We start from the raw sequence: 23,820 nt of genomic DNA, 5'->3' as shown, positions 1-23,820 counted from the left end.
AACGACAAACCTGCGCAAAAGGAGTACTGCCATGGCACTGGATGCTGTCTATCACGCAACCACTTTCGAACCTACAGTGGACGAGCTAAGCATGCTCAAACGCCTTGAAATGGGCGAACTGGTCAGCATGACCGAGGCACTCAAGGAGCACCTCTCCGTGCGTCTTCTGGAATGGGGAATGATCGGCAAGACCGTCGATGGCAAGTTCACCATCACCGATCTGGGCAGGCAGCAGATTCGGCGCAGCACCTCCTGACGGTACGCTGCTAACCATACGCCTCCTGCAATCCTGTCCACCATGCGGTGCTCGGGATTGCAGGAGGCGTATTGACGCGCAAAAGCGGCGTTACGCTTTTTCCGGCTTCTTACGCAGATGCGTGGCTGCACGCGACGGGTCGGCTCTACCATTTGGGTGCCTTCGTTCATTCATTCACTCACAAGGTACCGTCATGACATTCCGCACCACGCTTACGGTTGTCGCGCTCGCCGCCACCGTTGCCACCCTCGCTGGATGCGAACCTAAGAGGACTACTCCGACTCCCAAGGCTTCGGATGTCGGTGGAGTCGGTCAGCCCGCGCCGGGCAGCGCCATTCCCGGCAGCCGAATGCCGGGCCGGGCAATCCAGGGGAGGCCAGAGTACGCGGCCTTGATGGATTCGATTCAGGTTGCATCGCTGGTCCAGAAATCTTCCATCAGCATGTCTTCCAGCGGCGCTCGTCGAGTCCACTTTTCCTGCTGCAGCATCGGCTCGCTGTAGAAGGCATTCACCGGCCCGAGACAGAGGACGCCCAGCGCGTGCGCACCCTGCGGCATGCGCAGAAGTTGCGCGAGCGCGACCGGATCGAATATCGACACCCAGCCCATGCCCAGACCTTCCGCGCGTGCGGCAAGCCAGAGGTTCTGCACGGCGCAGGACGCGCTTGCAATGTCCATCTCGGGCAGTGTGCGGCGACCGAACACATGGGCCTCGCGACCCGGCGGCATGGCAATGACCAGCACCTCGGCCGCGTCGAGCACACCTTCGACCTTGAGCTTCATGAATTCCTGCTGCCGCTCACCGAGCGCCTCGGCCGTTCTCACGCGTTCCTGCTCGATCAGCGCATGAATGCCAAGGCGCAATTCCCGGCTCTTTACGCGAATGAAACGCCACGGCTGCATCATGCCCACGCTCGGCGCGTGATGCGCCGCTCGCAGCAGGCGCAACAACACGTCATCCTGCACGGTGCCGCCACAAAAATGGCGCATGTCGCGCCGCTCATGAATCGCGCGATAAACGGCAGCGCGCTCGGCTGCACTGAAGGCAAGAGACGATGAAGCGGCTGGCTCGCACGCCGATGAGGAGGATGAGGAAAGTGTCTGTTCGGTCATCACGGCATTGTCCTTTGATATGGTCATGCGATGGGTCAAACCCAGGCTGGCGATGCGTGTGGATAAATCTGGCCCGAATCATCCGGGACCAATATCCCGATATGCCGAGACGTCCGTTACCATTCACCAAAACCGTCCTTGTTTTGAGGGAAAAATGAAACTCGTACCAATCGTGCTGTTGGGCACGTTCATTTCAACGGCTGCATGTGCGGGTGACATGACTGCGTTTGTTAAAAAGGTACTAGGTGCGGAATATATTTTGATTGAAGAAAGGGCGCTGAAAATGTCGCCCAAGAGCGCGCCTCAATTTATTGTTGTCGCAACACGGCGATCAGATGAACCACCGCGGTACGCTGCCGAGGCGCCGACCCGCCCTCTCTTGCTCGTCGAGGAAAAACAAGGTTCTTATACGGTGTTTGCGCGCAATGACAATGTAGTCGGTCGGCTGGATGGGGCAGCGCAATGCGATCCGGTGCTGGACATGGATGAGCCGCGTATCACGCAACCGCAACCAAATGTTTTCTCGTTCGAAAACACCGCGGCCTGCGGACAGCATTGGAATTACTCGGTTTCATTTAAATATGATCGAAGCAAACGCCAGTGGTATTTCTACCGATCAGTTTTCGAGAGCTACGTCCTTGGTGATGAAAATTCTGATGCGTTGAAATTGGATACTAGGAGCGTCACTAAAGCTGATAAAAAACGAATGATCACGTTTGATAAATTCAACCTCCATTGACATGGCAAGTCGTCCAACGTGAAGTTTTCAGCAACGGCGGCCAGTCGTATGCATCTGTCTGGTCAGATCCTTGCGGCGGGTCTGCGAGTCACACTCAGCGCCCCTGACCGGAACTTGCCAGCCAGAAATCAAAAAGCCTGCGACCCAGATATTGGGTCGCAGGCTTTTTGATAAGCGGTTGCGGAAGCTACGGGAAAGTGCAATCACTTTTGTAGCGTCAAACCGTTGGTGCCCGAGGCCGGAATCGAACCGGCACGCCTTGCGGCGGCGGATTTTGAGATTGAGTCCCGAGACTAGCATGAGACCACGCTGGAACCCGCAGAGCCTTGCTGCGCTTGGTTTTCCAAGAGGCTAGTCCCGTTTAGCCTTACGCCTAGACCAGACCGATTGCGGCAGACATTCTGATGCCGTGGCTCCTGGCTGGTTCCTGCGTTCGATCTCGAACTAGGAGGCGTCATGGCTAAGATCAAACTCACCAAATCCGCTGTCGATACGGCAGAAGTCACCGGCAAGGATTACGAACTGCGGGATACCATTGTCCCCGGCTTTCTCTGCAAAGTCACCGCCCACGGCCGCAAGGTCTTCATGCTCCAGTACCGCACGAACTGGGGCGAGCGCCGCAAGCCGAAGATCGGCCAGTTCGGCGAGCTGACCGTCGAGCAAGCGCGGTCGATCGCACAGGACTGGCTGGCCGACGTGCGCAAGGGCGACGACCCCAGCGCCGCCAAGCTGGCTGCCCGCATGGCCCCGACGGTCAAGGAACTGTGCGGGCAGTTCATCGAGGAATACTCCAAGCCGCGCAACAAGCCCCGGACGGTCGATTCCTACCAGGGCTACATCGACCGCCACATCCTGCCTACCCTGGGCAAGCTCAAGGTGCCGGACGTAACGCGGGCGCACATCACCACGCTGATGAAGGACAAGGCAAAGATCGGCGTTACGGCCAATCGGGTTCTGGCCTGTTTGCGCAAGATGTTCAACATGGCCGAGGTGTGGGGCTACCGGCCTGACGGCTCCAATCCATGCCGACACGTCCCCAAGTACCGCGAGGACGGCGAGACGCGGTATATCAACAACGAGGAACTGGGGCGGCTCTATGCTTACCTCGACCGTGCGGATGCCCTGGGGTTGGAGCATCCGACCGTGACGCTGGCGGTTCGCCTGCAATTCGAGTTTTCCGCGCGGATGACCGAAATCCGCACGCTCGAATGGGCTTGGGTGGATTTCGAGAATCGCCGGGTCGTCTGGTCTGACAGCAAGACGGGCGATATGTCCAAGCCGATGAGCGAGGCGGCGTACCAGTTGCTGCGCAATGCGCCCCGCATCGACAACTCGCCTTACGTGTGTCCAGCCATCTTTGATGCCAAGAAGCCATTGCCCGAGAGCACGTACTACAACGGCTGGAAGCGCATCTTAGGCCGCGCAGAGGTAGCGCATGTCGGAACACACGGCATCCGTCATCGTGCGGCGACCGACATTGCCAACTCCGGTATCCCCATCAAGGTCGGCATGGCGCTGACTGCGCACAAGACCGTCACGCAGTTCATGGCGTATGTCCATGCAGAGGATGACCCGGTGCGTGCCGCTGCCGAGAAAGTGGCCACCCTACGCCGGGGCGCCATCGACGGCCATGCGCCGGCTGCGCTGCCGAAGCCGTCTCCTGTGGTCACGGACGACGACAAGACCCGCACCAGCCTGGGTAACTACCGTCCATTCCGGCATCGCAAAGCCGCCACGCGCGCCGTGCCGCCTGATTCCAAGCGGGCTGCGCCGAATCTGATGCAGGACCAGAAGGAGGTCACGGCATGAACAGGCGCAAAGCAGCCGTGGCGTCATCTGTGGCACCAGCCACGCTGCTGGGCGACATTCGAGTACTGATCGACGCGGCGCGGCAGCGCGCCGCGTCAGCGGTCAACGCCGAGCTGACCTTGCTGTTTTGGCGCATCGGCCAGCGCATCCACACGGAAGTGCTGGCTGGTCAGCGGGCCGGATACGGTGATGAGATCCTGCCGACCTTGGCTGCGCAGCTTGTGCAGGACTACGGCCGCAGCTTCGCGGACAAGAACCTGCGCCGGATGGTGCAGTTCGCGGCTACCTACACGGACGAGCCAATTGTCGTGACGCTGTCACGACAATTGAGCTGGTCGCATTTCGTGGCCTTGCTGCCGCTGAAAGACCCGCTCCAGCGAGACTACTACGCACAGATGGCCAACATCGAGCGCTGGAGCGTGCGGACGCTGCGCGAGCGCATCGACTCGATGCTGTACGAGCGCACGGCGCTATCTCAAAAGCCGGACGAGACGATTGCGCAAGAGCTGGCGAGGATGCGCGATGCGCAGCGCATGTCGCCCGCTCTGGTCATGCGAGACCCGTACATCCTCGATTTCCTGGGCCTGCGAGACACCTGGCAGGAAGGCGACTTGGAGGCCGCGATCATCCGCGAAATGGAATCCTTCCTGCTGGAGCTGGGCGTGGGCTTCACGTTCGTTGCCCGTCAGAAGCGCATCCAGATCGACGGCGACGACTTTCACCTCGACCTGCTGTTCTACAACCGCAAGCTGCGGCGGCTGGTGGCAGTGGAGTTGAAAGTCGGCGAGTTCAAGGCCGCTTACAAGGGGCAGATGGAGCTGTACCTGCGCTGGCTCGACCTGCACGAGCGGGAGTCCGAAGAAGCCTCACCGCTGGGGATCATCCTCTGCACCGGCAAGAAGTCCGAGCAGATCGAGCTGCTGGAACTGGACAAGTCGGGCATCCACGTGGCCGAGTACCTGACCAGCTTGCCACCGCGCGCCGTGCTGGGCGAGCGGTTGCAGCAGGCGACCGAGCGGGCGCGGTTGCAAATCGAGCAGCGCAAGACGGACAGCGAGTAGTTCTGTTCCTCGCATTCGGGCGTCCCGGCGTGCCGTCGTCGCGCTGTCGTGCTGCGCATCGAATCCCCTGCGGGGTTTCGCCCCATTCGGGCTTTCATCGTTCCCTCGCTTCACTCGGCTGACGCCTCCGGCCCGGCTCGCTGATCCGGGCCTGCGCGCTGCGCTTGCCTAAAGGTGGGTGTTTGCAGTGGGCGGGTGTGAGCGGTCTTGCTGTTCCCTTCACCGTATCACGGCGTTCTCGCCGTCAAGGGCGGCGCGCGCTTGTGCGCGCTTGCGTCCTGGCGGCCGTCTGCGACCCCTGACTGCTGCGCTACGCCGTGGGGGCGACGGTTCCGGGCAATTCCGCCCGTGCAACCGGAGATCGTCATGAACGATAAATCACACGTTTCCCTCGAACAGCACGTTTGCCTCGTTTGCGGCACGGCGTTCGATACCGGCACCATCCTGCTGGACAAGCGCCTGCGCGCCAGCATGGAGCGCCATACGAAGACGGGCTGGGGTCTGTGCCCCGAGCATCAGAAGCTGTCCGACGATGGCTTTGTCGCGCTGGTCGAATGCGATCCGCAGCGCAGCGGCTCGCAGGCCGGCGGGCGCATGAAGCCCGAACAGGTATACCGGACGGGCCGGCTGGCCCATCTGCGACGCACGGTGTTCGCGCAGTTGTTCAACGTGCCGATCGCGGACGAGCAGGCTTGCGTGTTCGTTGAGCCTGGCGTGATCGAGCAGTTGCAGTCGATGACGGTGCCGGCGGCGAACTGATCGCGCTGCGCAGCCTTCGGTGCGTCGTCCTTGCGGGGGCGGCGCATTTTTTCTGCTGCGCCCGGTGCGGGTTTCTCCGCGCCTGTGGCGCTGCGCGCTTCGCTTGCCAGTCCGTGCCTTCGTTGGAGGGGCGGCTTGCTGTTTCCTTCATCGTGCCACGGCGTGCTCGCCGTCAAGGGCTGCGCGCCGATGGCGCTTGCGGCCTGCGGCCGTCGATGACCCTTGACTGCTTGCGCTGCGCCGTGCCCCGGAAGGGCTGGGCAATTCCGCCCGGCATCCTTCAGGAGTTCACCATGAACTGCGCATTCATCACCGACGAGCAGCGTGCGCTGCTGCTGGCCAACGGCCGGCAATCCACCGAAACGTCGGACTTTGATCCGGCCCCTGTGCTCAAGCTGTTCACACCGGATGCCGGCGCGACCTGGCTGCTGACCGAGATCGACCCGGACGATCACGACCATGCTTTCGGTCTGTGCGATCTGGGCCTGGGGATGCCCGAGCTGGGCTGGGTCAGCCTGCAGGAACTGGCGACCGTGCGCGGGCGGCTGGGGTTGCCGATCGAGCGCGATCTGCACTTTCGTGCCGAGAAGCGGCTGAGTGCCTATGCGCGGGATGCGCGGCTGGCGGGGCGGATCGTCTTCTGATTCTGTCAAGGGGCGCCACGCCCCTTTTCTCTACTCCCCCTGGGCGTTCACCAGGGCTTCCATCGACGCTGGATAGGCTGCGACACCGTGCCCAGCAGGCGCACGGGCGGCAGCGTCAAGGGCCTGTCGTTCTTGGGGAAGCGCCGACGCACTTCGCATTCCAGTTCGTGCGCAAAGCCGCGTGCGTTTTTTTCTCCGCGCAGTGCCCGTTGCCGCCAGTCTCGGGCCTGGGCCATCAGTTCATCGTCTTGTAGGGCTCGTATGTCCATGTCATTGCCATTGTGCCGATGGCTGGGCGAGTAGCAGTCCAAGGGGATTTCGTTGAAGTCATGTGGACGTCCCCGGCCACCTGGGAGATGGCCGGTCGCGCTGTCGTGCTGCGCATCGAACCCCCTGCGGGGTTTCGCCCCTGACGGGCTTCCATCGTCCCCTCCCTCCGGTCGGCTGACGCCTCCGGCCCGGCTTCCAGCTTCGGGCCTGCGCGCTTCGCTTGCCGTGCGGTCGGCGTGTTGAGGGGCCGTTGCCTTGTCCAGCCGTCTTCCCTGACTCATCACCTTGTCCGCGACTGTAGCCCGCGGCCGTGTGCCGTCAAGGCGCGCAGGGCCGTGTCCTCGGCTGCGCCTGCGGGCCGCACCAACCCTGCGCTTGTCTCCTTGACGGCCCCCGTCCGCGCGCTCCTGACCGTCGCGGGCGATGAACTCAGGAAAGACGGTGGCAACAGGGCCAACCGGGTTCCTCGTGCCGACTGCACCGAACAGCCGAAAGGCTGGGCTCCGAATCTAGGAATCCGGTGTTTCTTCAACAGCCAAGTCAGGAGAAAGACATGCTCGCATCCCGTTTCGCAAACCATTCCCCCGCACTGCGTTCCGACTATCCCCTGTCGGATGACCAAATCCGGCGCGTGGCCCCGTCCATCTTCGCGGACTCCCCGCATGAGAGCCGTTCGGAGCGATACAGCTACATCCCCACGGCTACGGTTTTGACTGAGCTTCGCAAAGAAGGCTTCCAGCCCTTCATGGTGTGCCAGACCCGTGTACGCAACGAGAGGCGGCGCGAACACACGAAACACCTGCTGCGCCTACGCCACGCCAGCCAGATCAACGGCGCGGAAGCTAACGAAATCGTGCTGCTGAACTCGCACGATGGCACCAGCAGCTATCAGATGCTGGCCGGGCAATTCAGATTTATCTGCGCCAATGGGCTGGTGTGCGGCGACACCTTTGCCGATGTGCGCGTGCCTCACAAAGGCGACGTGGCGGGCCAAGTCATCGAAGGCGCCTTCGAGGTTCTGCGCGGCTTTGACCGGGTGCAGGAGTCCCGCGACCTGATGCGCGGCATCACCTTGGACGATGGCGAATCCGAAGTGTTCGCCCGTGCCGCGCTGGCTTTGAAGTACGACGACCCGAACAAGCCCGCGCCCGTCACGGAATCGCAAATCCTGATGCCGCGCCGCTTCGAGGATCGCCGCCCCGACTTGTGGAGCGTGTTTAACCGCACGCAGGAGAACCTGACCAAGGGCGGATTGCATGGCCGCGCCGCCAATGGCCGCAGGCAGCAAACCCGCCCCGTGCAGGGCATTGATTCCGACATTCGCCTGAATCGCGCCCTGTGGCTGCTGGCCGATGGCATGCGCGCCCTCAAGGCCTGAACCGTTCCCCCGCCGGAGGGGCGGTTCCCCTCCATTCCCTTGTTTCACTTGATTGGAGATTCGCCATGAACGCCGTTACCACCACCGAAGCCCGCGCCGTCAACACCGCAGCCAGCAGCGCCGCGAACGTGCTGCAAGCCGCCGACCCGAGCAAGTACATGATCCTGGTGCCGCTGTCGCGTCTGGTGCTGCGCCGCACGGGCCGCAACGTGCGCAAGACCCCGCGCATGTCCATCCCTGAACTGGCCGCATCCATCCAGCGCGTGGGCCTGCTGCAAAACCTGATCGTGATTCCCGCCGCCGATGGCCTGCATTACGAGGTGGTGGCCGGTGGGCGCAGGCTGGCCGCGTTGAAGCTGCTGGCGAAGAAGCACCGCATCGCCAAGGATTGGGACGTGCCTTGCCTGCAGGTGGCCGATGGCACTGCGCGCACGGCCAGCCTCACCGAGAACGTGCAGCGTGAAGCCATGCACCCGGCAGACCAATTTGAAGCCTTCGCGACACTGGTGGCCGAAGGCCGGCCCATCGAGGACATTGCGGCGGATTTCAGTGTCACGCCGCTGGTCGTGCAGCGCCGCTTGAAGCTGGCGAATGTCTCCCCGCGCCTGATGGCCGACTATCGGGCCGACGCCGTGAGCCTGGACCAGCTGATGGCCCTGGCCGGAACGGATGACCACGCGGCGCAGGAAGCCGCTTTCTACGACGCCCCGCAGTGGCAACGCCACCCTTCGCATTTGCGCGAACGCCTCACCGAACGGGAAATCGACGCTTACCGGCATCCGTTGGTGCGCTTCGTCGGGCTGGACGCCTACGAGCAGGAGGGCGGCGGTATCCGCCGCGACCTGTTCGCGGAGGATGACGCGGGCGTGTACCTGACTGATGCTGCATTGCTGGAACGGCTGGCACAGGACAAGCTGGCGGGCATCGCCGCCGAGGTGAAGGCCGAGGGCTGGGCTTGGGCCGATGCCACGCCGGGCATGACCCATGCCGACCTGCACGCCTTCCAGCGCGCCCCGAGGGAGCGGCGCGAACCCAACAAGCGCGAAGCGCAGCGCATCGAGAAGCTGCAAGCCAAGATGCAGGAGGTGGCCGAAGCGGTGGATGCCGCGATGGACGCCGACGACGAGGACAAGGCCGATGCCTTGCAGGAGGAAGGCGAAGCCCTGGGCGAGCAGTTGCAGGCACTGGAAGAAGGCTTGCAGGGATACGGCGCGAATGTGAAGGCCGCAGCCGGTGCCATCGTCACCATCGACCGCAACGGCGAGGCCGTGATTCATCGAGGGCTGCTGCGCGAGGCCGAGGCGAAAGCCCTTCGCACGCTGGAGAAGTTGCGCCAAGGCTTTAGCGACCCGGACGCCGCGAACGATGACGAAGGCGAGGAAGACGAGCAGCCCAAGGCCGCAGCGATTTCCGACCGGCTGGCCCAACGCCTGAGCGCGCACCGCACGGCGGCGCTGCAAATCGAGGTGGCCCAGCATCCACATGTGGCGCTGGCCGTGCTGGTGCATGGCATGGTGCAGACCGTCTTGCAGGGCCGCTACTACGGCCACGATATTCCGCTGGGCGTGAGCCTGAAAATTCAAGACCGGCTGGAAGGCATGGCACCGGACTGGCCCGAGTCACCCGCCGCCGTAGCGCTCCGCGAATTGCAGCAGGCGTGGGGCGGCAAGTTGCCCGAGGACAGCGCCGCACTGTTCGTCGCGCTGCTGGCGATGGAGCAAGGCGAGTTGGTCAAGCTGCTGGCCGTGTGCGTGGCTTCGACGGTGGACGTGGTGACGCCGCGCGGCACGGCGCAGCAGCCCGGCGCGGAACTGGCGCAGGCCGTGGGCCTCGACATGGCCGTATGGTGGCAACCCACGGCGGAAGGCTATTTCAAGCACGTTGCGAAGGCGGCGGTTTTGCAAGCCGTGGGCGAGTTCGCGCCCGAGAGCGTCCACCGGCTGGCAAAGCTCAAGAAGGCCGACATTGCCAGCGAGGCCGAGCGGCTGGCGAAGGGCACCGGCTGGATGCCTACCATCTTCACGAAGGCAGACGTACCCGAGGAAAGCCCGCAGGTTGCGCAGCAGAACGGCGCGGAAGAAGCCGCCACTATTCCGGGTACCCAAGCCGGGCGGAGGGACGCGGGAATTGGGGATTCCCACCGTGGTGGACAGGTTGATCCAGCAGGCCCTGCTGCAGGTGCTGCAACCGCTCATCGATCCGACCTTCAGCGAGCACAGCTACGGCTTCCGGCCGGGGCGCAGCGCGCATCAGGCGCTTGAAGCGGGCAGGCAACCATAGTACTGCCAGCTTCAACCACTAGGAAAACGTGCAGGTCTTGAAACATCACGTGCCGGCGCTTGTCGCAGCGGGTGTTGTGCAGACCTTCCCTAACCGCGATTCCAGGCGGCAATTAGCATCGTGCCGACTTCATCAGGGTCTGTATCTTTCTTTGTGACGGTGCGCTGCGAAGTGGCTCGGCTTGCCCGTACGCCCCTACGAGCCGCTTTTGGTGTGGCTGAGTCGATCAGTAGCCCACCTAGCAGCACCCGGTAGAACTCTTGGAATGCGTCCTCAAGGGTGAGATTGGCCTGGGCAAGGAATGCCGGGCGGCGCAGCCTTAGTGCGGCTCCCAGAATGAGTTCGGATACGACCAGCCCATGGCAGGGTGCGAAGACACCCTGGTGTACCCCATCGTCGATGAGTTGGGATAGCCTAAGGGTACGGACCTGCTGGTAGTGATCGAAGATACCTCTGGCAACTGCTGAATCTTCGACGTCCTTCAGGAACTGGACACCGATGCGACTAGCCGCCTGGACGCCTACGTCCAGGTAGGCAGCGAGTGCTGTCGTCAAATCCTGTTCACGGTGGATCAGTGCTTCGCCCTGTCTCAGGAGGCTATCGAAAAAGCGTTGCACGACGGCGCAGAAGATCTCTTCCTTCGTCTGCGCAATGTCGTAGAGGCGCCGCCGCGAGCAGTGCAGCCGTGCGGCGATTTCACCCACGGTCAGGCCTTTGACCCCCTCCGTCAGGAGCAGATGGGTCAGCGCATCGAAGAACTCTTCGTCTGTGAGCTTCTTTTTCATGCGGGTTTCTCCTAATGAGACATGGTACCAAGTCAATTGACTTGGTACCAATCGAGCGCGTCTAATGGTACCAATTTAAAAGAAATGGTACCGCTTGAACAGCATGCAAGGGGCATCACCGAATGCAGAGGCCTCCAGCTGAACGCCGCCGCCGCAGGCATGTGAATTGTCTGCGATAGCTGTTCCACCGAACCAGACTTGACTTGAACGGAGAAGCACAGCAATGAATCTGCTGGACTATTTCGATGCTGGTGCTACCAGCCATCCGGATGCGCCTTGTTTCGTGGACTGCGGGCGTGATACCCCGGCCGTCACCTATGCGCAAGCGGGAGCGCTCACGTGCCAGATCGCACGGGGGCTACAGGCCTTGGGACTCGCACCTGGTTTTCACGGCGCAGTGCTGAGCGGCAATGCCGGGGCTGCTTTCGTGGCGCTGCTGGGGGTGTTGCGCGGAGGGGGTGTCTGGCTGCCCGTTAATGCGCGCAACAGCGTGGAGACCAACATCGAGTTCCTGCAGGACATGGACTGCGACGTCCTTTTCTATCAGGCCCGCTATATCAGCCAGGTCGCCGAGATCCGCGGCAAGGTCCCCCGCATTCGTCACTACATAGCTCTGGAAGAGGCCGATGGGGCGGATCTGTCGATTGCTCGGTTGATCCAAGGCCAGCCGCCCGAGATGTACGCAGCGCCGCTGCAGCCGCGGGGGCTGGCCATGATCATGGGTACCGGTGGCACCACGGGGCGCTCGAAGGGCGTCATGCTCAGCCACCGCAACCTGACGGCGACCATGGCCAACCATATGTCGGCCATGAACATTACCGACTGCATGACCGTGCTGGCGGCGGCACCTATCACCCACACGGCGGGGCTGGTGTCGCTGCCCTTCATGGCGCGCGGTGGCCGCGTTGTCCTGATGGACGGGATTGATCCGCAGAACCTGCTCAAGGTGATCGAGCAGGAGCGGGTCAACATGCTGTTCCTGCCCCCAACAGTCATCTATACGCTACTGGCGCAGCCCAACGTCCGCGATTTCGACTTTTCCGCGCTGCGCTACCTCATGTACGGCGCCGCACCCATGTCGCCCGACAAACTGGCGGAGGCCATCGATGTGTTCGGCCCCGTCATGCTGCAGATCTATGGCCAGGCGGAAGTGCCTGGCGCGATCTCCGTGCTGCGGGTCGAGGACCATTTCATCGACGGGCAGGTGGCGCCCCGCCAGCGCCTGCTGAGCGCGGGGCGCCGCTTCCCCTTCACGCGGGTGGCGGTCATGGACGACGACGGCAGCCTGCTCACCCAGCCGGGGGCCGTGGGCGAGATCGTCGCGCAGGGCGACATCGTGACCGAGGGCTACTACAAGAACCCGAGGCCACGGCTGAAGTGCAGCGCCACGGCTGGCACTGCACGGGCGACGTGGGCTATTTCGACGAGCAGGGCTTCCTGTTCATCGTTGACCGCAAGAAGGACATGATCGTCACGGGCGGCTTCAACGTCTTCTCGTCCGAGGTCGAGGCCGCCGTCATGGCCCACCCGGCCGTGAAGGACTGCGCCGTCATCGGCGTGCCCGACGACAAGTGGGGCGAGGCCGTCAGGGCGGTCATCGAGCTGCGCCCGGGCCAGTCCGTGGAGCCGCAGGCGCTCATCCAGTTCGTCAAGGACCGCCTGGGCAGCATCAAGGCGCCCAAGGAGGTCGAGATCGTCGCGCAGCTGCCGCGCAGTGCGGTGGGCAAGGTCTTGAAGAAAGAAGTCCGCAAGAAGTATTGGCACGCGCAGGAGCGCATGGTTTCCTGACGCACGTTTGGTGATTCAACCCCGGAGGTATCGCAATGCAAGAGCCCGTTCTCGTTGCCGGTGTCGGCATGACCCCTTTCAAGAAACCCGGCGACAACCTGCCGTACCCGGAAATGGCTGCGCAGGCGATCCGCGAGGCGCTGCAGGACGCGGGCCTCACCTACTCCGACGTGCAGGACGTCTATGCGGGCTACGTCTATGGCGACTCGGCCAGCGGCCAGCGCGCGGTCTACGAGGTCGGCATGACCGGGGTGCCGGTGATCAACGTCAACAACAACTGCTCCTCCGGCTCCACGGCCCTGTACATGGCGCGCAAGGCCGTGGCCAACGGCTCGGCGGACTGCGCGCTGGCGGTGGGTTTCGAACAGATGCCCGCCGGCGCCCTGAGGGCGTACTGGGACGACCGGCCCGATCCGCTCGACCACTTCAACGGGGTCATGGACGAGATCTTCGGCCACCCCGAGCTGCCCATGGCGATCCGCTACTTCGGCGCGGCGGGCCGCGAGCACATGGAGCGGTACGGCACCCCGCTGGACACCTTCGCCAGGATCCGCGCCAAGGCCAGCCGCCACGCTGCGCGCAATCCGCTGGCGCTGTTCCGCAAGGAGGTGACGGTGGAGGAGGTGCTGGCCAGCTCGCCCCTGGTGCCCGGCGCCATGACCCGCCTGATGGCCTGCCCGCCGACCTGCGGCGCCGCTGCCGCCGTCTTCGTGAGCAAGAAGTTCGCCCAGAAGATGGGCCTCTCCGCCAACGTGCAGGTGTTGGCGCAGTCGCTGGTGTCCGACCGCCCCGGCGCGTTCGCCGACAAGTCCGCGATTTCCGTTGTGGGCTTCGACATGACGCGCGAGGCCGCCCGCCAGGTCTACGAGGCGGCAGGCGTGGGACCGCAGGACATCGACGTGTGCGAGCTGCACGACTGCTTTGCGCAGAACGAGCTGCTCAGCTACGAGGGCCTGGGTTTCTGCGCCGTCGGCGAGGGCCGGGCCTTCGTCGAGTCGGACAGCAACACCTATGGCGGCGCGGTCGTCGTCAACCCCTCGGGCGGGCTGCTGTCCAAGGGCCATCCGCTGGGCGCGACCGGCTTGGCGCAGTGCTACGAGCTGACCCACCAACTGCGCGGCAGCGCCGAAGCACGCCAAGTGGAGGGTGCACGCCTGGCCTTGCAGCACAACGCGGGCCTGGGCGGCGCCACCGTGGTGACCCTGTACGGGCGCGCGGACTGAGGGACGAGATCATGGTGAAACGCCTGGAAGGCAAGGTGGCCCTGGTCACCGGTTGCGGATCATCGGGGCCCGGCTGGGGCAATGGCAAGGCCATGGCCGTGTTGTTCGCCCGCGAAGGGGCGAAGGTCTATGGCTGCGACATCCACCTGGACGCAGCGCGCGAGACCGAGTCGATCGTGCGGGAAGAGGGCGGGGCCATGAGCGTGGCCCAGTGCGACGTGACCGACCCCGGCGCGGTGGAAGCGCTGGTCCAGGATTGCGTGACCACCTATGGCGACATCGACATCCTGGTGAACAACGTCGGCACCGCCCGCCTGGGTGGGGTCGTCGAGCAGAGCCTGGAGGACTGGCGCCTGGTCTTCGACATCAACCTCACCTCCATGTTCCTGACCTGCAAGCATGCGATCCCCTCCATGCTCCGGAAAGGCCGGGGAGCATCGTCAACATCGGCTCGGTAGCCGGCGTGCGCGACAGCGGCGTGGCCTACGTGTCCTACAGCGCCTCGAAGGCCGCGGTGCTCGGCTTCTCCCGCAGCGTCGCCCTGGAATACGCCAAGCGGGGCATCCGCTCGAACGTGCTGATGCCGGGCCTGATGAATACGCCCATGGTCCGACAGCCCGTGCTGTCGCTGGCGGACGGGTACCGGGAAGCGTCGCAGGAGGAAATGCTGGCCAAGCGGGACCGGCAGTGCCCCATGGGCCACATGGGAGACGCATGGGACGTGGCCACCACGGCCCTGTGGCTGGCGAGTGACGAATCCAAGTACGTCACGTCCGCCGAAATCATGGTCGATGGCGGTATTTCCGCCCGCATCGGCTGACCTGGAATACATGCAAATCAACGACAGGAGACACATCATGGTTAGCGTTGCGAAATGGTTTAAAAAGGGCATGGTGGTCGCCGCGGCGGCGGCCATGGGGCTGGTGTCCAACGGGCATGCCCAGTCCAAGCCCGAGAAGTTCAAGATCGGCGGCGTGCTGTCGCTCTCCGGTCCCTACGGGCTGCTGGGCGAGGACATGCGCCGGGGCGTGCAGATCGCCGTCGAGGAGCGCGGCGGCAAGGTGATGGGCGTGCCCATCGAAGTCACCTGGGAGGACGACGAAACCAAGCCCCAGCCCGCCGTGCAGAAGGCCACCAAGCTGATCTCCGAGGGCTCGCACATGATCTTCGGTGCGCTCAGCTCCGCCTCCACGCTGGCGGTCATGAACCTGGCCAAGCAGCGCAAGGTGCCCCACCTCGTCACCATCTCGGCGGACGACAAGATCACCGTGCCCGGCGGCTCCCGCTACACCTTCCGTACATCGAACAACCTGGGCATGGAAAACCGCATGGCGCTGGCGTACATGCAGGACAGGAAGCTCAAGAAGATCTACATCGTTACCGCCGACTACCAGGCCACCCGTGACGGCTACGAGTGGATCAAGCAGCAGACCGGCCCCAACGGTATCCAGATCGTGGGTGAGGACTTCCCGCCCCTGGGCAACCGCGACTATTCGTCCATCGTGGACAAGATCGCCAAGTCCGACGCCGACGGCGTGCTGCTGATGCTGACGGGCTCGGACGTGGTTACTTTGCTCAAGCAGGCCGGCCAGGTGAACCTGGGCAAGAGCAAGGTGCTTTTCGGACCCGTGGCCGCCGATGAAACCATGGCGGCGGCCGTGGGGCCGGCCTCGCTGGGCGTCAATTCCGGCCTGCGCTACGACCACACCATCGACACCGCCGCCAACCGCAAGTTCGTCGAGGCCTACCGCAAGAAGTTCGGCATCTTCCCCAGCATGACGGCCGGGGAGGCCTACGACGGCATGGCGTGGTGGCTGGACACGGTGGAAAAGACCGGCTCCTGGGACAAGGAGAAGTGGGTGGACGCCTTCGCCGCCAGCGTCCGCGAGAACTCCGTGGAAGGCAAGAAGACCATGCGTGCCTGCGACCACCAGGCCCTGCAGCCGGGCTTCTGGGGCGAGGTGGTGCAGGGCACCCCGCCAGCCCCCGCGCTGACGATGAAGATCACCAAGGTCTTTCCCGAAGAGAAGCTGTTCGAGGCCTGCAAGAACTGAAGGCCGCAGCGGGAGGCCGCCCCGGCCTTCCGCACTCGGTGAATCGCTATGTCAACTATCGTGATCGGCTTGAGCCTGGGCATGCTGCTGTTTTTGCTGGCGGCGGGCCTGACGCTCATCTTCGGCATGCTGGGTGTGATCAATTTTGCCCACGGTGCCATCTATATGTTGGGCGCCTACGTCTCGTATGAAACGGGCGGCGCACGGGCTCGTTCCTCATGGGCGTGCTGGCCGCTACGTTCTTCACCGCGCTGGCGGGCGCGGTGATCGAGAAGCTGGCGCTGCGACCGCTCTACGAGCGCCCGCACTTCTACCAGCTGATCCTGACCTTCGGCCTGATCCTGATCCTGAGCGACGTGGTGCGCTTCGTCTGGGGCCCCGGCTACCAGGAGGTGGCGATTCCGCCGCTGTGGAACGGCACCGTGGACATGCTGGGCAGCACGATCCCGATGTACCGGCTGTTCGTGATCGGGTTCGGCGCTCTCGTCTCGGCGGGCCTGTACTTGGTGCTTGAGAAGAGCACTTTCGGCATGCTCGTGCGGGCCGCCAGCAGCGACGCGGAAATGGTGCGCATCCTGGGCCTGCCAGTGGGCGCGATCCGCATGGCGGTCTTCGCCACGGGCTGTGGCCTGTCGGGCCTGGCGGGCGCGATCGCGGCGCCGCTGTTCCCCATCGAGCTGGGTATGGCGACCAACACCATCATCGACTGCTTCATCGTCGTGATCCTGGGTGGGCTGGGGAACATCCGGGGGCGATCGCGGCGTCCATGCTGATCGGCATGGTGCGTGCCCTGGGCTACGTGTACCTGCCCGGCTGGGTGGACATCATGACCTTCGTGCTGCTGATCGGCACCCTCTTGACGCGCCCGCAGGGCTTGTTCTACCGCGCGGCGAGGACGGCATGAAACTCTCCCTGTTCGACATCTGCTTCGGCCTGCTGCTGGCCGCGGCCGGCATCCTGCTGCCCTTCCTCAACCCGAGTGAAGCGCTGATCCAGCTGGTCACCCTGGCGGCCATCTGGGCGATCTTCGCCATCGGCTTCGACTTCGTGTTCGGCGCTTTGGGCATGGTGTCCTTCGGGCACGCCACCTTCCTCGGGGTGGGCGGCTACGCCGTGGCCCTGGCGACGCAGAAATACGGGCTGCCTTTCTCCGCCGGCGTGGGCCTGGCCATCATCGTGGGGGCTGCGTTCGCCCTGCTGTTCAGCTTCTTCGCGCTGCGGGTGTCCGGCATCTTCTTCGCGCTGGTGACCCTGGCGCTGTCCCAGCTGATCTTCATCCTGGCGGACAGCAAGCTGCGCGGCTTCACTGGCGGGTCGGACGGCATCTCGGGCGTGGAGCGCCCGGGCTTCCTGGGCATCGACTTCTACGACCCCGTCCACTACTACTGGTTCGTGCTGGGCGTGTATGCCCTGGTCATGCTGGCGGTGATCTCGCTGCGCAGTTCGCCGTTCGGCCGCGTGATCGCGGCGATCCGTGGCAACGAGACCCGCGCCGACCAACTGGGCTTCAACGTCAACCGCTACAAGCAGATCACCTTCGTGATCTCGGGCGGCCTGAGCGGCCTGGCGGGGCGCTGCTGGCCTCGCTGCTGATGTACATGAACCCGCAGATGCTGCACTGGACCACCTCGGGGACGTGATCATCATGACCCTGCTGGGCGGCTCCGGCTCGCTGTGGGGCGCCACCGTCGGCGTGATCGCCTTCGAGGTGCTCAAGGAATGGCTGAGCAGCTGGACCGAGTACTGGTACGGCGTGCTGGGCCTGGTGTTCATCCTTGCAACCATCTTCTTCCCGCGCGGCATCGTTGGCGAGCTGGAGCAGGGTTTCGCGGCCTACCAGAAGAACCGGCGCGGAGGTGCGCGATGAGCCAGGCAGCACTGCGGTGCGAGGGCGTGACTGTCAGCTACGGCGCCCTGAAGGCGGTCAACGACGTCAGCCATGAATTCCTGGAGGGCTGCATCTACGGCCTGATCGGACCCAACGGCGCGGGCAAGACCACGCTGCTGAACGTGCTGGCCGGGCGGCAGATGCGCCATGCGGGCAAGGTGTACTGCGGCGGCCGGGAGATCAGCCAGCGCCCCGCCTACGAACGGGCCCGCATGGGCATCGGGCGCAGCTTCCAGATCATCAAGATCTTCGGCGAAATGACGGTGGCCGAGAACCTGCTGGTCGCGGCCCAGTCCCGCCGGCCCGGGTTCCAGCCCTTCTGGATGAGCCGCCACTTCGACCGGCAGTTCCGCGAGCAGCTGGATGCCATCCTGGAGCTGACGGGGCTGGCGGCCCACCGCGACGACGTCGCGGGCACGCTGCCCTACGGCCTGCAGCGCTCGCTGGAACTGGGCGTGACCCTGCTGCCCGATCCCAGGATTTTGCTGCTGGACGAACCGCTGGCGGGCATCGGCCACCACGAGATCCAGGCCGCGCTGGCCCTGATCCGCAAGGCCGCGCAGGGGCGCACGGTGCTGCTGATCGAGCACAACATGGATGCGGTGATGTCGCTGTCCCACGAAATCGTGGTCATGAGCAACGGCTCGGTCATCGCCTGCGGCGCCCCCGAGGACATCCGCAGGAACGAAGCGGTGCGGTCGATTTACCTTGGGGAGGACGCGCAGTGATCGAACTCGAAAAAGCCAGCGTCAGGTACGGCCAGGCCCTGGCGCTGGAAGAAATCTCCGTGCGGATCGATTTCCATGAAATCGTCGCCATCGTCGGGCGCAACGGCGCAGGCAAAACCACGCTGCTCAAGGCCCTGGTCGGCCTGATGCCCCTGGTGGCCGGCCGGCGCCTGCTGGGCGAGCAGGACATTTCGGGCCTGGGCGTGGAGGCCATCGCCAAGCTCGGCGTGGCGCTGGTGCCGGACACGCGCCGCATCTTCCCCAACCTGTCGGTGCTGGAGAACCTCAAGATCGGCGCGCTGGCCCACCAGCCGGGGCACTGGACCCTCGACCGGGTGCTGGACGCCTTCCCGCGCCTGCGGGAACGGCTGGACTTCGGCGGCGACCAGCTCTCCGGCGGCGAGCAGCAGATGCTGTCGATCGGGCGCGCCCTGCTGGGCAACCCGCGCATGCTGCTGCTCGACGAACCCACCGAGGGGCTGGCGCCGGTCATCGTGGACCAACTGGTCCGCGTGTTCAGCGAAGTCCATCGCCAGGGCACCGGCATCGTGCTGGTGGAGCAGAACCTCAAGGTGCCCCTGAAGCTGGCCCACCGCCAGTACGTGCTGGACCATGGCCAGGTCGCCTGGTCCGGCACGGCCCAGGAACTGGACGCGCAGCGCGCCCACGTCGAGGGCCTCATCACGACGGGCGCAGCGGCGTGACCGCTCCGTGCCCATGCAAACCCCAATCCAAGGCATGCCCATGAACGCCCGCACCGCCGCGCGCATCGCGCCCCTGCATGAAAGCGACCCCCGCTCGCGCGACCCCGTGCTCGAAGAGCTGGTGGATTTCGTCGGCTACCGCCCGAATGCGCTGCTGACCATGGCGCGCAAACCCGGCGTGGTGCCCGCGCTGCTCAAGCTGTTGAGCGTGACGCTGCGCGGCGACGGGCAGCTCACCCAGGCGCTGCGCTTCCTGATCGCCGCGGAAGCCGCGCGCGGTGCGCGCTGTCGCTATACGACGACGCACCTCGTCCACGCCGCCCACCACCTGGGCGTGGGCTGGGACAAGCTGGCCGCGCTGCCGTCCTACCGGGACGACCCTCGGTACACCGAGCAGGAGCGCAAGGCGCTGGCCATCGCCACCGCAGGCGGCAGCCTGCCGGTGCGCGAACCGGGCCAGGCCATCGACCAGGCCCGGCAGGTCTTCTCCGAGGAGGAAATCGTCGAGATCGTGTCCTGCGTGGCCATGGTCGGCTGGTTCAATCGCTGGAACGGCCTGATGGGCTCGGAGCTGGAGCCCATGCCCTCGGAGGCGCTGGCCCACGTTCCCTGGCTCCAGGATCTCGAAGTCTGAAAGAGAAGGCCATGTACAGCCGCATCCACGAACCCCACGCATGCACGCTGACCGATGCCCTGCGCGAATGGGCCGCCAGCCGCCCCGCAGCGCCCTGGCTGGAGGACAGCCAGGGCATCGCCTTCACCGTGGGGCAGGCGTTCACCAGCAGCCAGCGGTTTGCGAGCTTCCTGCACCACCAACTGGGCGTGCAGCCCGAAGAGCGCGTTGGCGTCTTCATGTCCAACAGCTGCGCCATGGTGGCGACCACGTTCGGCATCGGCTACCTGCGGGCCACGGCGGTGATGCTCAACACCGAGCTGCGTTCCTCCTTCCTCCGCCACCAGTTGAACGATTGCCAACTGGCCACCATCGTGGTGGACTCCGCGCTGGTCGAGCACGTCGCCAGCCTGGCGGATGAGCTGCCCCACCTGCGCACCCTGGTCGTGGTGGGCGACGCGCCCGCCGCCGTGCCCGAACGCTGGCGGCAGGTGGCCTGGATGGACAGCAGCGCCTGCGCGCCGTGGGAAGGCCCCGCGCCCCGGCCCGAGGACATCTTCTGCATCATGTACACCTCCGGCACTACCGGGCCCAGTAAGGGCGTGCTGATGCCGCACTGCCACTGCGCCCTGCTCGGGCTGGGGGCGATACGCAGCCTGGAGATCACCGAGGCCGACAAGTACTACATTTGCCTGCCCCTGTTCCATGCCAACGGTCTGTTCATGCAACTGGGGGCGACGGTGCTGGCGGGCATACCGGCCTTCCTCAAGCAGCGGTTCAGCGCCAGCACTTGGCTGGCCGACATCCGCCGCAGCGGCGCCACGCTGACCAACCACCTGGGCACGACGGCCATGTTCGTCATCAACCAGCCGCCCACGGAGCAGGACCGCGACCACCGCCTGCGCGCCAGCCTGAGCGCGCCCAACCCGGCCCAGCACGAGGCCGTGTTCCGCGAGCGCTTCGGCGTGAAGGACGTGCTGTCTGGGTTCGGCATGACCGAGGTCGGCATTCCCATCTGGGGGCGCATCGGGCACGCTGCGCCGAACGCGGCCGGCTGGGCGCACGAGGACCGTTTCGAGATCTGCATCGCCGACCCCGAGACCGATGTGCCGGTGCTGGCCGGGCAAGTGGGCGAAATCCTGGTGCGGCCCAAGGTGCCCTTCGGCTTCATGGCGGGCTACCTGAACGTCCCGGCGAAAACGGTCGAGGCCTGGCGCAACCTCTGGTTCCACACGGGCGATGCAGGCACGCGGGACGAACAGGGCTTATCACCTTCGTGGACCGCATCAAGGACTGCATCCGCCGCCGGGGCGAGAACATCTCGGCCACCGAGGTCGAGGTCGTGGTGGGCCAGTTGCCCGGCGTCCATGAAGTGGCGGCCTACGCCGTTCCGGCGCAGGGCGCGGGCGGGGAGGACGAGGTGATGCTCGCCCTGGTGCCCAGCGAGGGAGCGGCGCTGGACATGGCGGACATCGTCCGCCAGGCCAGCGCCCAACTGCCACGCTTCGCCAAGCCGCGCTACCTGCGCCAGATGGACAGCCTGCCCAAGACGGCGACCGGCAAGATCCAGCGCGCCGTCCTGCGCCAGCAAGGCAGCGCCGGCGCCTACGACGCCGAGGCGGCACCCGCCCGGTAAACAGGAGGAGCACACCATGTCGGAAAAACTGCGCGGCAAGGTGGCCGTGGTCACCGGCTCGGGCCGGGGTATTGGCCGGGCGATGGCCCTCAAGCTCGCGGGCGAAGGGGCCCGGCTCGTCCTCAACGACCTCGACGACGAACCCGCCATGGCCGTGCGCGAGGAGATCATCGCGCTGGGCGGCGAGGCGGTGGCCTGCTGCGGCAGCGTGGCCGAAGCCGGTTTCGCCGACCGGCTGATCGGCACGGCCACCGGCGCGTTTGGCGGGCTGGACATCCTCATCAACAACGCGGGCTACACCTGGGACAACGTCATCCAGAAGATGAGCGACGCGCAGTGGGACGCGATGATCGACGTGCACCTGACCGCGCCGTTCCGCATCCTGCGCGCGGCGCAGCCGGTGGTCCGCGCGCTGAGCCGGGCCGACGCCGAGGCCGGCCGCCGTGTGGTGCGCAAGGTGGTCAACGTCTCCTCGGTCTCGGGCGTCTTCGGCAATGCGGGGCAGGTCAACTACTCCGCCGCCAAGGCGGGCATCGTGGGCCTGACCATGGCGCTGGCCAAGGAGTGGGGCGCCTGAACACCACGGTCAATTGCGTGGCCTACGGCCTCATCCGCACCCGCATGACCGAGGCCACCGCCGATTCCGACGCCGCCATCCAGGTCGAGGGACGCGAGATCAAGGTGGGCGTGAACCCGGACCTGATGGCAGCGATGGAGCGGAACATTCCGCTGGGCCGGGCCGGCACGCCCGAGGAGGCCGCCGGCGCGGCCTACCTGTTCTGCATTCCCGAGTCCGACTACGTGAGCGGCCAGACCCTGCTGTGCACGGGCGGGCTCACTGGCATATAACCTGATGCGATGACGAAGCCAGACACCCCCGCGCTGACCTACCCCTTCGAGCCCCCGGCGTCGCACCACACGGTCGAGGTCGCCCCCGGCGTGCGCTGGATCCGGCTGTCCATGCCGTTCCGGCTCGACCACATCAACGTCTGGGCCATCGACACGCACGATGGCTGGGTGCTGGTGGACACCGGCCTGAACAACCCCACCACCGTGGCCGACTGGCTGGCGCTGATGGGTGAGGGGCCGCTGGCGCGACCGCTGCAGGGCGTGTACACCACGCACATGCACCCCGACCACATCGGGCTGGCAGGCTGGTTCACGCGCCGCGCTGGCGTGCCGCTGCACATGAGCCGCCTGGAATACCTGAGCTGCCGCGTGATGCACGCCGACACGAACCGCGAGGCGCCGCCCGACGGCGTGCTGTTCCACCGCCGCGCGGGCTGGTCGGAGGCAGCCATCGAGGGCTACCGCAGCCGCTTCGGCAGCTTCGGCAAGCACATCCATGCGCTGCCCGAGAGCTTCCGGCGCCTGCAGGATGGCGACCTGCTGCAGTTGGGCGCGCACGCCTGGCGGGTCATCACCACCGGCGGCCATTCGCCGGAGCATGCCTGCCTGTACTGCCCCGGCCTGAAACTGCTGGTTGCGGGCGACCAGGTGCTGCCGCGCATCTCGTCGAACGTGTCGGTGTTCGCCACCGAGCCGCAGGCCAATCCGCTCAAGGAGTGGTTCGAGTCGCTGGACAAGCTGGCGCGGGAAGTGCCCGCCGATGTGCTGGTGCTGCCCTCGCACAATGAACCCTTCTACGGGCTGCACGAACGCCTGGGCTCGCTGCGCGCCGGTCAGGAGCGGGCGCTGGAACGGCTGCGCCAGTCGCTGACGGGCGGGCCGCAGCGCATCGTGGACGTGTTCCCCGCCTTGTTCCACCGTGCCATCGATGAGCAGGACGGGCAGCAACTGAGTCTCGCCACGGGCGAGGCCGTGGCCTGTATGAATTACTTCATCGCGGAAAGCGCCGTAGGGTGCACCGTGGATGGGAGCGGCGTCGCATGGTATGAGCTGAAGTCGTGAGGCCGCACCATCTCCGGCCTCAGCTACCTCATTCATTGAGAGGGCAGTCCACGCTGGTGTTTACGACTTTAGATAGGCAGCGGCCTGGCTGGGCATTGCGAACAGCCGCATGGATGCTGGGTGGGTGTTTACGACTTTAATTGCCCAGAATAGCCACCGTGATGCATGAACCTGCCGAGGC

At 65.1% G+C, this 23,820-nt stretch carries 25 protein-coding genes and 4 pseudogenes; 26 read left to right on the top strand and 3 right to left on the bottom strand.

Annotated features, from left to right (window positions below; all coding sequences use genetic code 11):
* Positions 1 to 31 precede the first annotated feature (31 nt).
* Positions 32 to 256 carry a hypothetical protein gene (locus tag H9K75_RS06250; protein WP_187725115.1) on the top strand — a complete coding sequence of 75 codons (225 nt, stop codon included), beginning with the start codon at positions 32 to 34 and terminating at the stop codon, positions 254 to 256.
* A 405-nt stretch (positions 257 to 661) separates the two neighbouring features.
* Here H9K75_RS06250 and bluB read toward each other — a convergent pair whose 3' ends face one another.
* The gene (gene bluB, locus H9K75_RS06245; RefSeq protein WP_187725114.1) at positions 662 to 1,369 is read right to left on the bottom strand and encodes a 5,6-dimethylbenzimidazole synthase; all 708 of its coding nucleotides are present in this window, start codon (positions 1,367 to 1,369) and stop codon (positions 662 to 664) included.
* Between the two features lie 154 nt (positions 1,370 to 1,523).
* Here bluB and H9K75_RS06240 point away from each other — a divergent pair, with 154 nt between their 5' ends.
* From H9K75_RS06240 to H9K75_RS06220, 5 genes are all read left to right on the top strand, one after another.
* Positions 1,524 to 2,108, top strand: a complete 585-nt coding sequence (locus tag H9K75_RS06240; RefSeq protein WP_187725113.1) for a hypothetical protein — start codon at positions 1,524 to 1,526, stop codon at positions 2,106 to 2,108.
* Positions 2,109 to 2,564: 456 nt separating this feature from the next.
* On the top strand, positions 2,565 to 3,917 hold the full coding sequence (locus H9K75_RS06235; RefSeq protein ID WP_016452573.1) for a tyrosine-type recombinase/integrase: 1,353 nt from the start codon (positions 2,565 to 2,567) through the stop codon (positions 3,915 to 3,917).
* Complete coding sequence (locus H9K75_RS06230) at positions 3,914 to 4,978, top strand: PDDEXK nuclease domain-containing protein (protein WP_016452572.1); 1,065 nt, start codon at positions 3,914 to 3,916, stop codon at positions 4,976 to 4,978. The genes H9K75_RS06235 and H9K75_RS06230 overlap by 4 nt, the downstream gene beginning before the upstream one ends.
* 366 nt (positions 4,979 to 5,344) lie before the next feature.
* Positions 5,345 to 5,737, top strand: coding sequence for a hypothetical protein (locus H9K75_RS06225; RefSeq protein WP_016452571.1), 393 nt, complete (start codon positions 5,345 to 5,347; stop codon positions 5,735 to 5,737).
* Between the two features lie 293 nt (positions 5,738 to 6,030).
* Positions 6,031 to 6,381 carry a DUF2958 domain-containing protein gene (locus H9K75_RS06220; protein WP_016452570.1) on the top strand — a complete coding sequence of 117 codons (351 nt, stop codon included), beginning with the start codon at positions 6,031 to 6,033 and terminating at the stop codon, positions 6,379 to 6,381.
* A 47-nt stretch (positions 6,382 to 6,428) separates the two neighbouring features.
* Here the strand turns inward: H9K75_RS06220 and H9K75_RS06215 are convergent, their stop codons facing one another.
* Positions 6,429 to 6,650, bottom strand: a complete 222-nt coding sequence (locus H9K75_RS06215; RefSeq protein ID WP_051139142.1) for a hypothetical protein — start codon at positions 6,648 to 6,650, stop codon at positions 6,429 to 6,431.
* 554 nt (positions 6,651 to 7,204) lie between these two features.
* Between H9K75_RS06215 and H9K75_RS06210 the strand changes: the two genes are divergently transcribed.
* The 3 genes and pseudogenes from H9K75_RS06210 to H9K75_RS24670 all read left to right on the top strand — a co-directional run.
* Positions 7,205 to 8,029 (top strand): DUF932 domain-containing protein, encoded by an 825-nt coding sequence (locus H9K75_RS06210; protein ID WP_016452569.1) that lies wholly within the window; start codon positions 7,205 to 7,207, stop codon positions 8,027 to 8,029.
* 65 nt (positions 8,030 to 8,094) lie between these two features.
* A pseudogene (locus H9K75_RS06205) lies at positions 8,095 to 10,119 on the top strand (ParB/RepB/Spo0J family partition protein); the annotation flags it as partial.
* Between the two features lie 7 nt (positions 10,120 to 10,126).
* Positions 10,127 to 10,300: pseudogene (locus tag H9K75_RS24670) on the top strand (reverse transcriptase domain-containing protein); the annotation flags it as partial.
* Between the two features lie 98 nt (positions 10,301 to 10,398).
* Here the strand turns inward: H9K75_RS24670 and H9K75_RS06195 are convergent.
* Positions 10,399 to 11,094, bottom strand: a complete 696-nt coding sequence (locus H9K75_RS06195) for a TetR/AcrR family transcriptional regulator (protein WP_016452567.1) — start codon at positions 11,092 to 11,094, stop codon at positions 10,399 to 10,401.
* Positions 11,095 to 11,317: 223 nt separating this feature from the next.
* Between H9K75_RS06195 and H9K75_RS06190 the strand changes: the two genes are divergently transcribed.
* The 17 genes and pseudogenes from H9K75_RS06190 (at position 11,318) to H9K75_RS06135 (ending at position 23,639) form a co-directional block, all read left to right on the top strand.
* The gene (locus H9K75_RS06190; RefSeq protein ID WP_264293983.1) at positions 11,318 to 12,562 is read left to right on the top strand and encodes an AMP-binding protein; all 1,245 of its coding nucleotides are present in this window, start codon (positions 11,318 to 11,320) and stop codon (positions 12,560 to 12,562) included.
* Positions 12,472 to 12,882, top strand: coding sequence for an AMP-binding enzyme (locus H9K75_RS23610; protein ID WP_264293982.1), 411 nt, complete (start codon positions 12,472 to 12,474; stop codon positions 12,880 to 12,882). Before H9K75_RS06190 ends, H9K75_RS23610 begins: the two co-directional genes overlap by 91 nt.
* Positions 12,883 to 12,917: 35 nt before the next feature.
* Positions 12,918 to 14,105 (top strand): lipid-transfer protein, encoded by a 1,188-nt coding sequence (locus tag H9K75_RS06185; RefSeq protein ID WP_016452565.1) that lies wholly within the window; start codon positions 12,918 to 12,920, stop codon positions 14,103 to 14,105.
* A gap of 11 nt (positions 14,106 to 14,116) precedes the next feature.
* Positions 14,117 to 14,925 (top strand): annotated as a pseudogene (locus H9K75_RS06180) (SDR family NAD(P)-dependent oxidoreductase).
* Positions 14,926 to 14,962: 37 nt separating this feature from the next.
* Positions 14,963 to 16,159, top strand: a complete 1,197-nt coding sequence (locus tag H9K75_RS06175) for an ABC transporter substrate-binding protein (protein ID WP_016452563.1) — start codon at positions 14,963 to 14,965, stop codon at positions 16,157 to 16,159.
* A gap of 48 nt (positions 16,160 to 16,207) precedes the next feature.
* On the top strand, positions 16,208 to 16,426 hold the full coding sequence (locus tag H9K75_RS24665) for an ABC transporter permease subunit (RefSeq protein WP_264293981.1): 219 nt from the start codon (positions 16,208 to 16,210) through the stop codon (positions 16,424 to 16,426).
* Positions 16,378 to 16,932: a branched-chain amino acid ABC transporter permease gene (locus tag H9K75_RS06170; RefSeq protein WP_264293980.1), complete on the top strand. Its 555-nt coding sequence runs from the start codon at positions 16,378 to 16,380 to the stop codon at positions 16,930 to 16,932. Before H9K75_RS24665 ends, H9K75_RS06170 begins: the two co-directional genes overlap by 49 nt.
* The gene (locus H9K75_RS23605) at positions 16,926 to 17,063 is read left to right on the top strand and encodes a hypothetical protein (protein ID WP_226858572.1); all 138 of its coding nucleotides are present in this window, start codon (positions 16,926 to 16,928) and stop codon (positions 17,061 to 17,063) included. The genes H9K75_RS06170 and H9K75_RS23605 overlap by 7 nt, the downstream gene beginning before the upstream one ends.
* The gene (locus H9K75_RS06165; protein ID WP_226858571.1) at positions 17,060 to 17,752 is read left to right on the top strand and encodes a branched-chain amino acid ABC transporter permease; all 693 of its coding nucleotides are present in this window, start codon (positions 17,060 to 17,062) and stop codon (positions 17,750 to 17,752) included. The genes H9K75_RS23605 and H9K75_RS06165 overlap by 4 nt, the downstream gene beginning before the upstream one ends.
* A gap of 52 nt (positions 17,753 to 17,804) precedes the next feature.
* The gene (locus H9K75_RS23600) at positions 17,805 to 18,026 is read left to right on the top strand and encodes an ABC transporter permease (RefSeq protein WP_226858687.1); all 222 of its coding nucleotides are present in this window, start codon (positions 17,805 to 17,807) and stop codon (positions 18,024 to 18,026) included.
* The gene (locus H9K75_RS06160; RefSeq protein ID WP_016452560.1) at positions 18,023 to 18,775 is read left to right on the top strand and encodes an ABC transporter ATP-binding protein; all 753 of its coding nucleotides are present in this window, start codon (positions 18,023 to 18,025) and stop codon (positions 18,773 to 18,775) included. The genes H9K75_RS23600 and H9K75_RS06160 overlap by 4 nt, the downstream gene beginning before the upstream one ends.
* Entirely contained in the window at positions 18,772 to 19,479 is a 708-nt protein-coding gene (locus H9K75_RS06155; protein WP_016452559.1) for an ABC transporter ATP-binding protein, read from the top strand. Before H9K75_RS06160 ends, H9K75_RS06155 begins: the two co-directional genes overlap by 4 nt.
* Positions 19,480 to 19,492: 13 nt before the next feature.
* On the top strand, positions 19,493 to 20,113 hold the full coding sequence (locus tag H9K75_RS06150; protein WP_226858570.1) for a carboxymuconolactone decarboxylase family protein: 621 nt from the start codon (positions 19,493 to 19,495) through the stop codon (positions 20,111 to 20,113).
* Positions 20,114 to 20,124: 11 nt separating this feature from the next.
* Positions 20,125 to 21,516 (top strand): AMP-binding protein, encoded by a 1,392-nt coding sequence (locus H9K75_RS06145; protein ID WP_226858569.1) that lies wholly within the window; start codon positions 20,125 to 20,127, stop codon positions 21,514 to 21,516.
* A complete protein-coding gene (locus tag H9K75_RS23595; protein ID WP_226858568.1) occupies positions 21,435 to 21,728 on the top strand; it encodes an AMP-binding enzyme in 294 nt (97 codons plus the stop codon). The genes H9K75_RS06145 and H9K75_RS23595 overlap by 82 nt, the downstream gene beginning before the upstream one ends.
* Positions 21,729 to 21,744: 16 nt before the next feature.
* Positions 21,745 to 22,577 (top strand): annotated as a pseudogene (locus tag H9K75_RS06140) (SDR family NAD(P)-dependent oxidoreductase).
* Between the two features lie 9 nt (positions 22,578 to 22,586).
* On the top strand, positions 22,587 to 23,639 hold the full coding sequence (locus H9K75_RS06135; protein WP_016452555.1) for an MBL fold metallo-hydrolase: 1,053 nt from the start codon (positions 22,587 to 22,589) through the stop codon (positions 23,637 to 23,639).
* Positions 23,640 to 23,820: the final 181 nt, after the last annotated feature.

Source organism: Diaphorobacter aerolatus (assembly GCF_014489535.1).
GTDB classification, from domain to species: domain Bacteria; phylum Pseudomonadota; class Gammaproteobacteria; order Burkholderiales; family Burkholderiaceae_C; genus Diaphorobacter_A; species Diaphorobacter_A aerolatus.
Note: the sequence above shows the minus strand (reverse complement) of the source record. Positions and strands in the feature narration are given on the sequence as shown.

What these genes read in the sequence shown, in the direction of transcription:
- H9K75_RS06250 (WP_187725115.1), top strand. Translation starts at nt 32, where the DNA reads ATGGCACTGGATGCTGTCTATCACGCAACCACTTTCGAACCTACAGTG.
- bluB (WP_187725114.1), bottom strand. Translation starts at nt 1,369, where the DNA reads ATGACCGAACAGACACTTTCCTCATCCTCCTCATCGGCGTGCGAGCCA.
- H9K75_RS06240 (WP_187725113.1), top strand. Translation starts at nt 1,524, where the DNA reads ATGAAACTCGTACCAATCGTGCTGTTGGGCACGTTCATTTCAACGGCT.
- H9K75_RS06235 (WP_016452573.1), top strand. Translation starts at nt 2,565, where the DNA reads ATGGCTAAGATCAAACTCACCAAATCCGCTGTCGATACGGCAGAAGTC.
- H9K75_RS06230 (WP_016452572.1), top strand. Translation starts at nt 3,914, where the DNA reads ATGAACAGGCGCAAAGCAGCCGTGGCGTCATCTGTGGCACCAGCCACG.
- H9K75_RS06225 (WP_016452571.1), top strand. Translation starts at nt 5,345, where the DNA reads ATGAACGATAAATCACACGTTTCCCTCGAACAGCACGTTTGCCTCGTT.
- H9K75_RS06220 (WP_016452570.1), top strand. Translation starts at nt 6,031, where the DNA reads ATGAACTGCGCATTCATCACCGACGAGCAGCGTGCGCTGCTGCTGGCC.
- H9K75_RS06215 (WP_051139142.1), bottom strand. Translation starts at nt 6,650, where the DNA reads ATGGACATACGAGCCCTACAAGACGATGAACTGATGGCCCAGGCCCGA.
- H9K75_RS06210 (WP_016452569.1), top strand. Translation starts at nt 7,205, where the DNA reads ATGCTCGCATCCCGTTTCGCAAACCATTCCCCCGCACTGCGTTCCGAC.
- H9K75_RS06195 (WP_016452567.1), bottom strand. Translation starts at nt 11,094, where the DNA reads ATGAAAAAGAAGCTCACAGACGAAGAGTTCTTCGATGCGCTGACCCAT.
- H9K75_RS06190 (WP_264293983.1), top strand. Translation starts at nt 11,318, where the DNA reads ATGAATCTGCTGGACTATTTCGATGCTGGTGCTACCAGCCATCCGGAT.
- H9K75_RS06185 (WP_016452565.1), top strand. Translation starts at nt 12,918, where the DNA reads ATGCAAGAGCCCGTTCTCGTTGCCGGTGTCGGCATGACCCCTTTCAAG.
- H9K75_RS06175 (WP_016452563.1), top strand. Translation starts at nt 14,963, where the DNA reads ATGGTTAGCGTTGCGAAATGGTTTAAAAAGGGCATGGTGGTCGCCGCG.
- H9K75_RS24665 (WP_264293981.1), top strand. Translation starts at nt 16,208, where the DNA reads ATGTCAACTATCGTGATCGGCTTGAGCCTGGGCATGCTGCTGTTTTTG.
- H9K75_RS06170 (WP_264293980.1), top strand. Translation starts at nt 16,378, where the DNA reads ATGGGCGTGCTGGCCGCTACGTTCTTCACCGCGCTGGCGGGCGCGGTG.
- H9K75_RS23605 (WP_226858572.1), top strand. Translation starts at nt 16,926, where the DNA reads ATGCTGATCGGCATGGTGCGTGCCCTGGGCTACGTGTACCTGCCCGGC.
- H9K75_RS06165 (WP_226858571.1), top strand. Translation starts at nt 17,060, where the DNA reads ATGAAACTCTCCCTGTTCGACATCTGCTTCGGCCTGCTGCTGGCCGCG.
- H9K75_RS23600 (WP_226858687.1), top strand. Translation starts at nt 17,805, where the DNA reads ATGACCCTGCTGGGCGGCTCCGGCTCGCTGTGGGGCGCCACCGTCGGC.
- H9K75_RS06160 (WP_016452560.1), top strand. Translation starts at nt 18,023, where the DNA reads ATGAGCCAGGCAGCACTGCGGTGCGAGGGCGTGACTGTCAGCTACGGC.
- H9K75_RS06150 (WP_226858570.1), top strand. Translation starts at nt 19,493, where the DNA reads ATGCAAACCCCAATCCAAGGCATGCCCATGAACGCCCGCACCGCCGCG.
- H9K75_RS06145 (WP_226858569.1), top strand. Translation starts at nt 20,125, where the DNA reads ATGTACAGCCGCATCCACGAACCCCACGCATGCACGCTGACCGATGCC.
- H9K75_RS06135 (WP_016452555.1), top strand. Translation starts at nt 22,587, where the DNA reads ATGACGAAGCCAGACACCCCCGCGCTGACCTACCCCTTCGAGCCCCCG.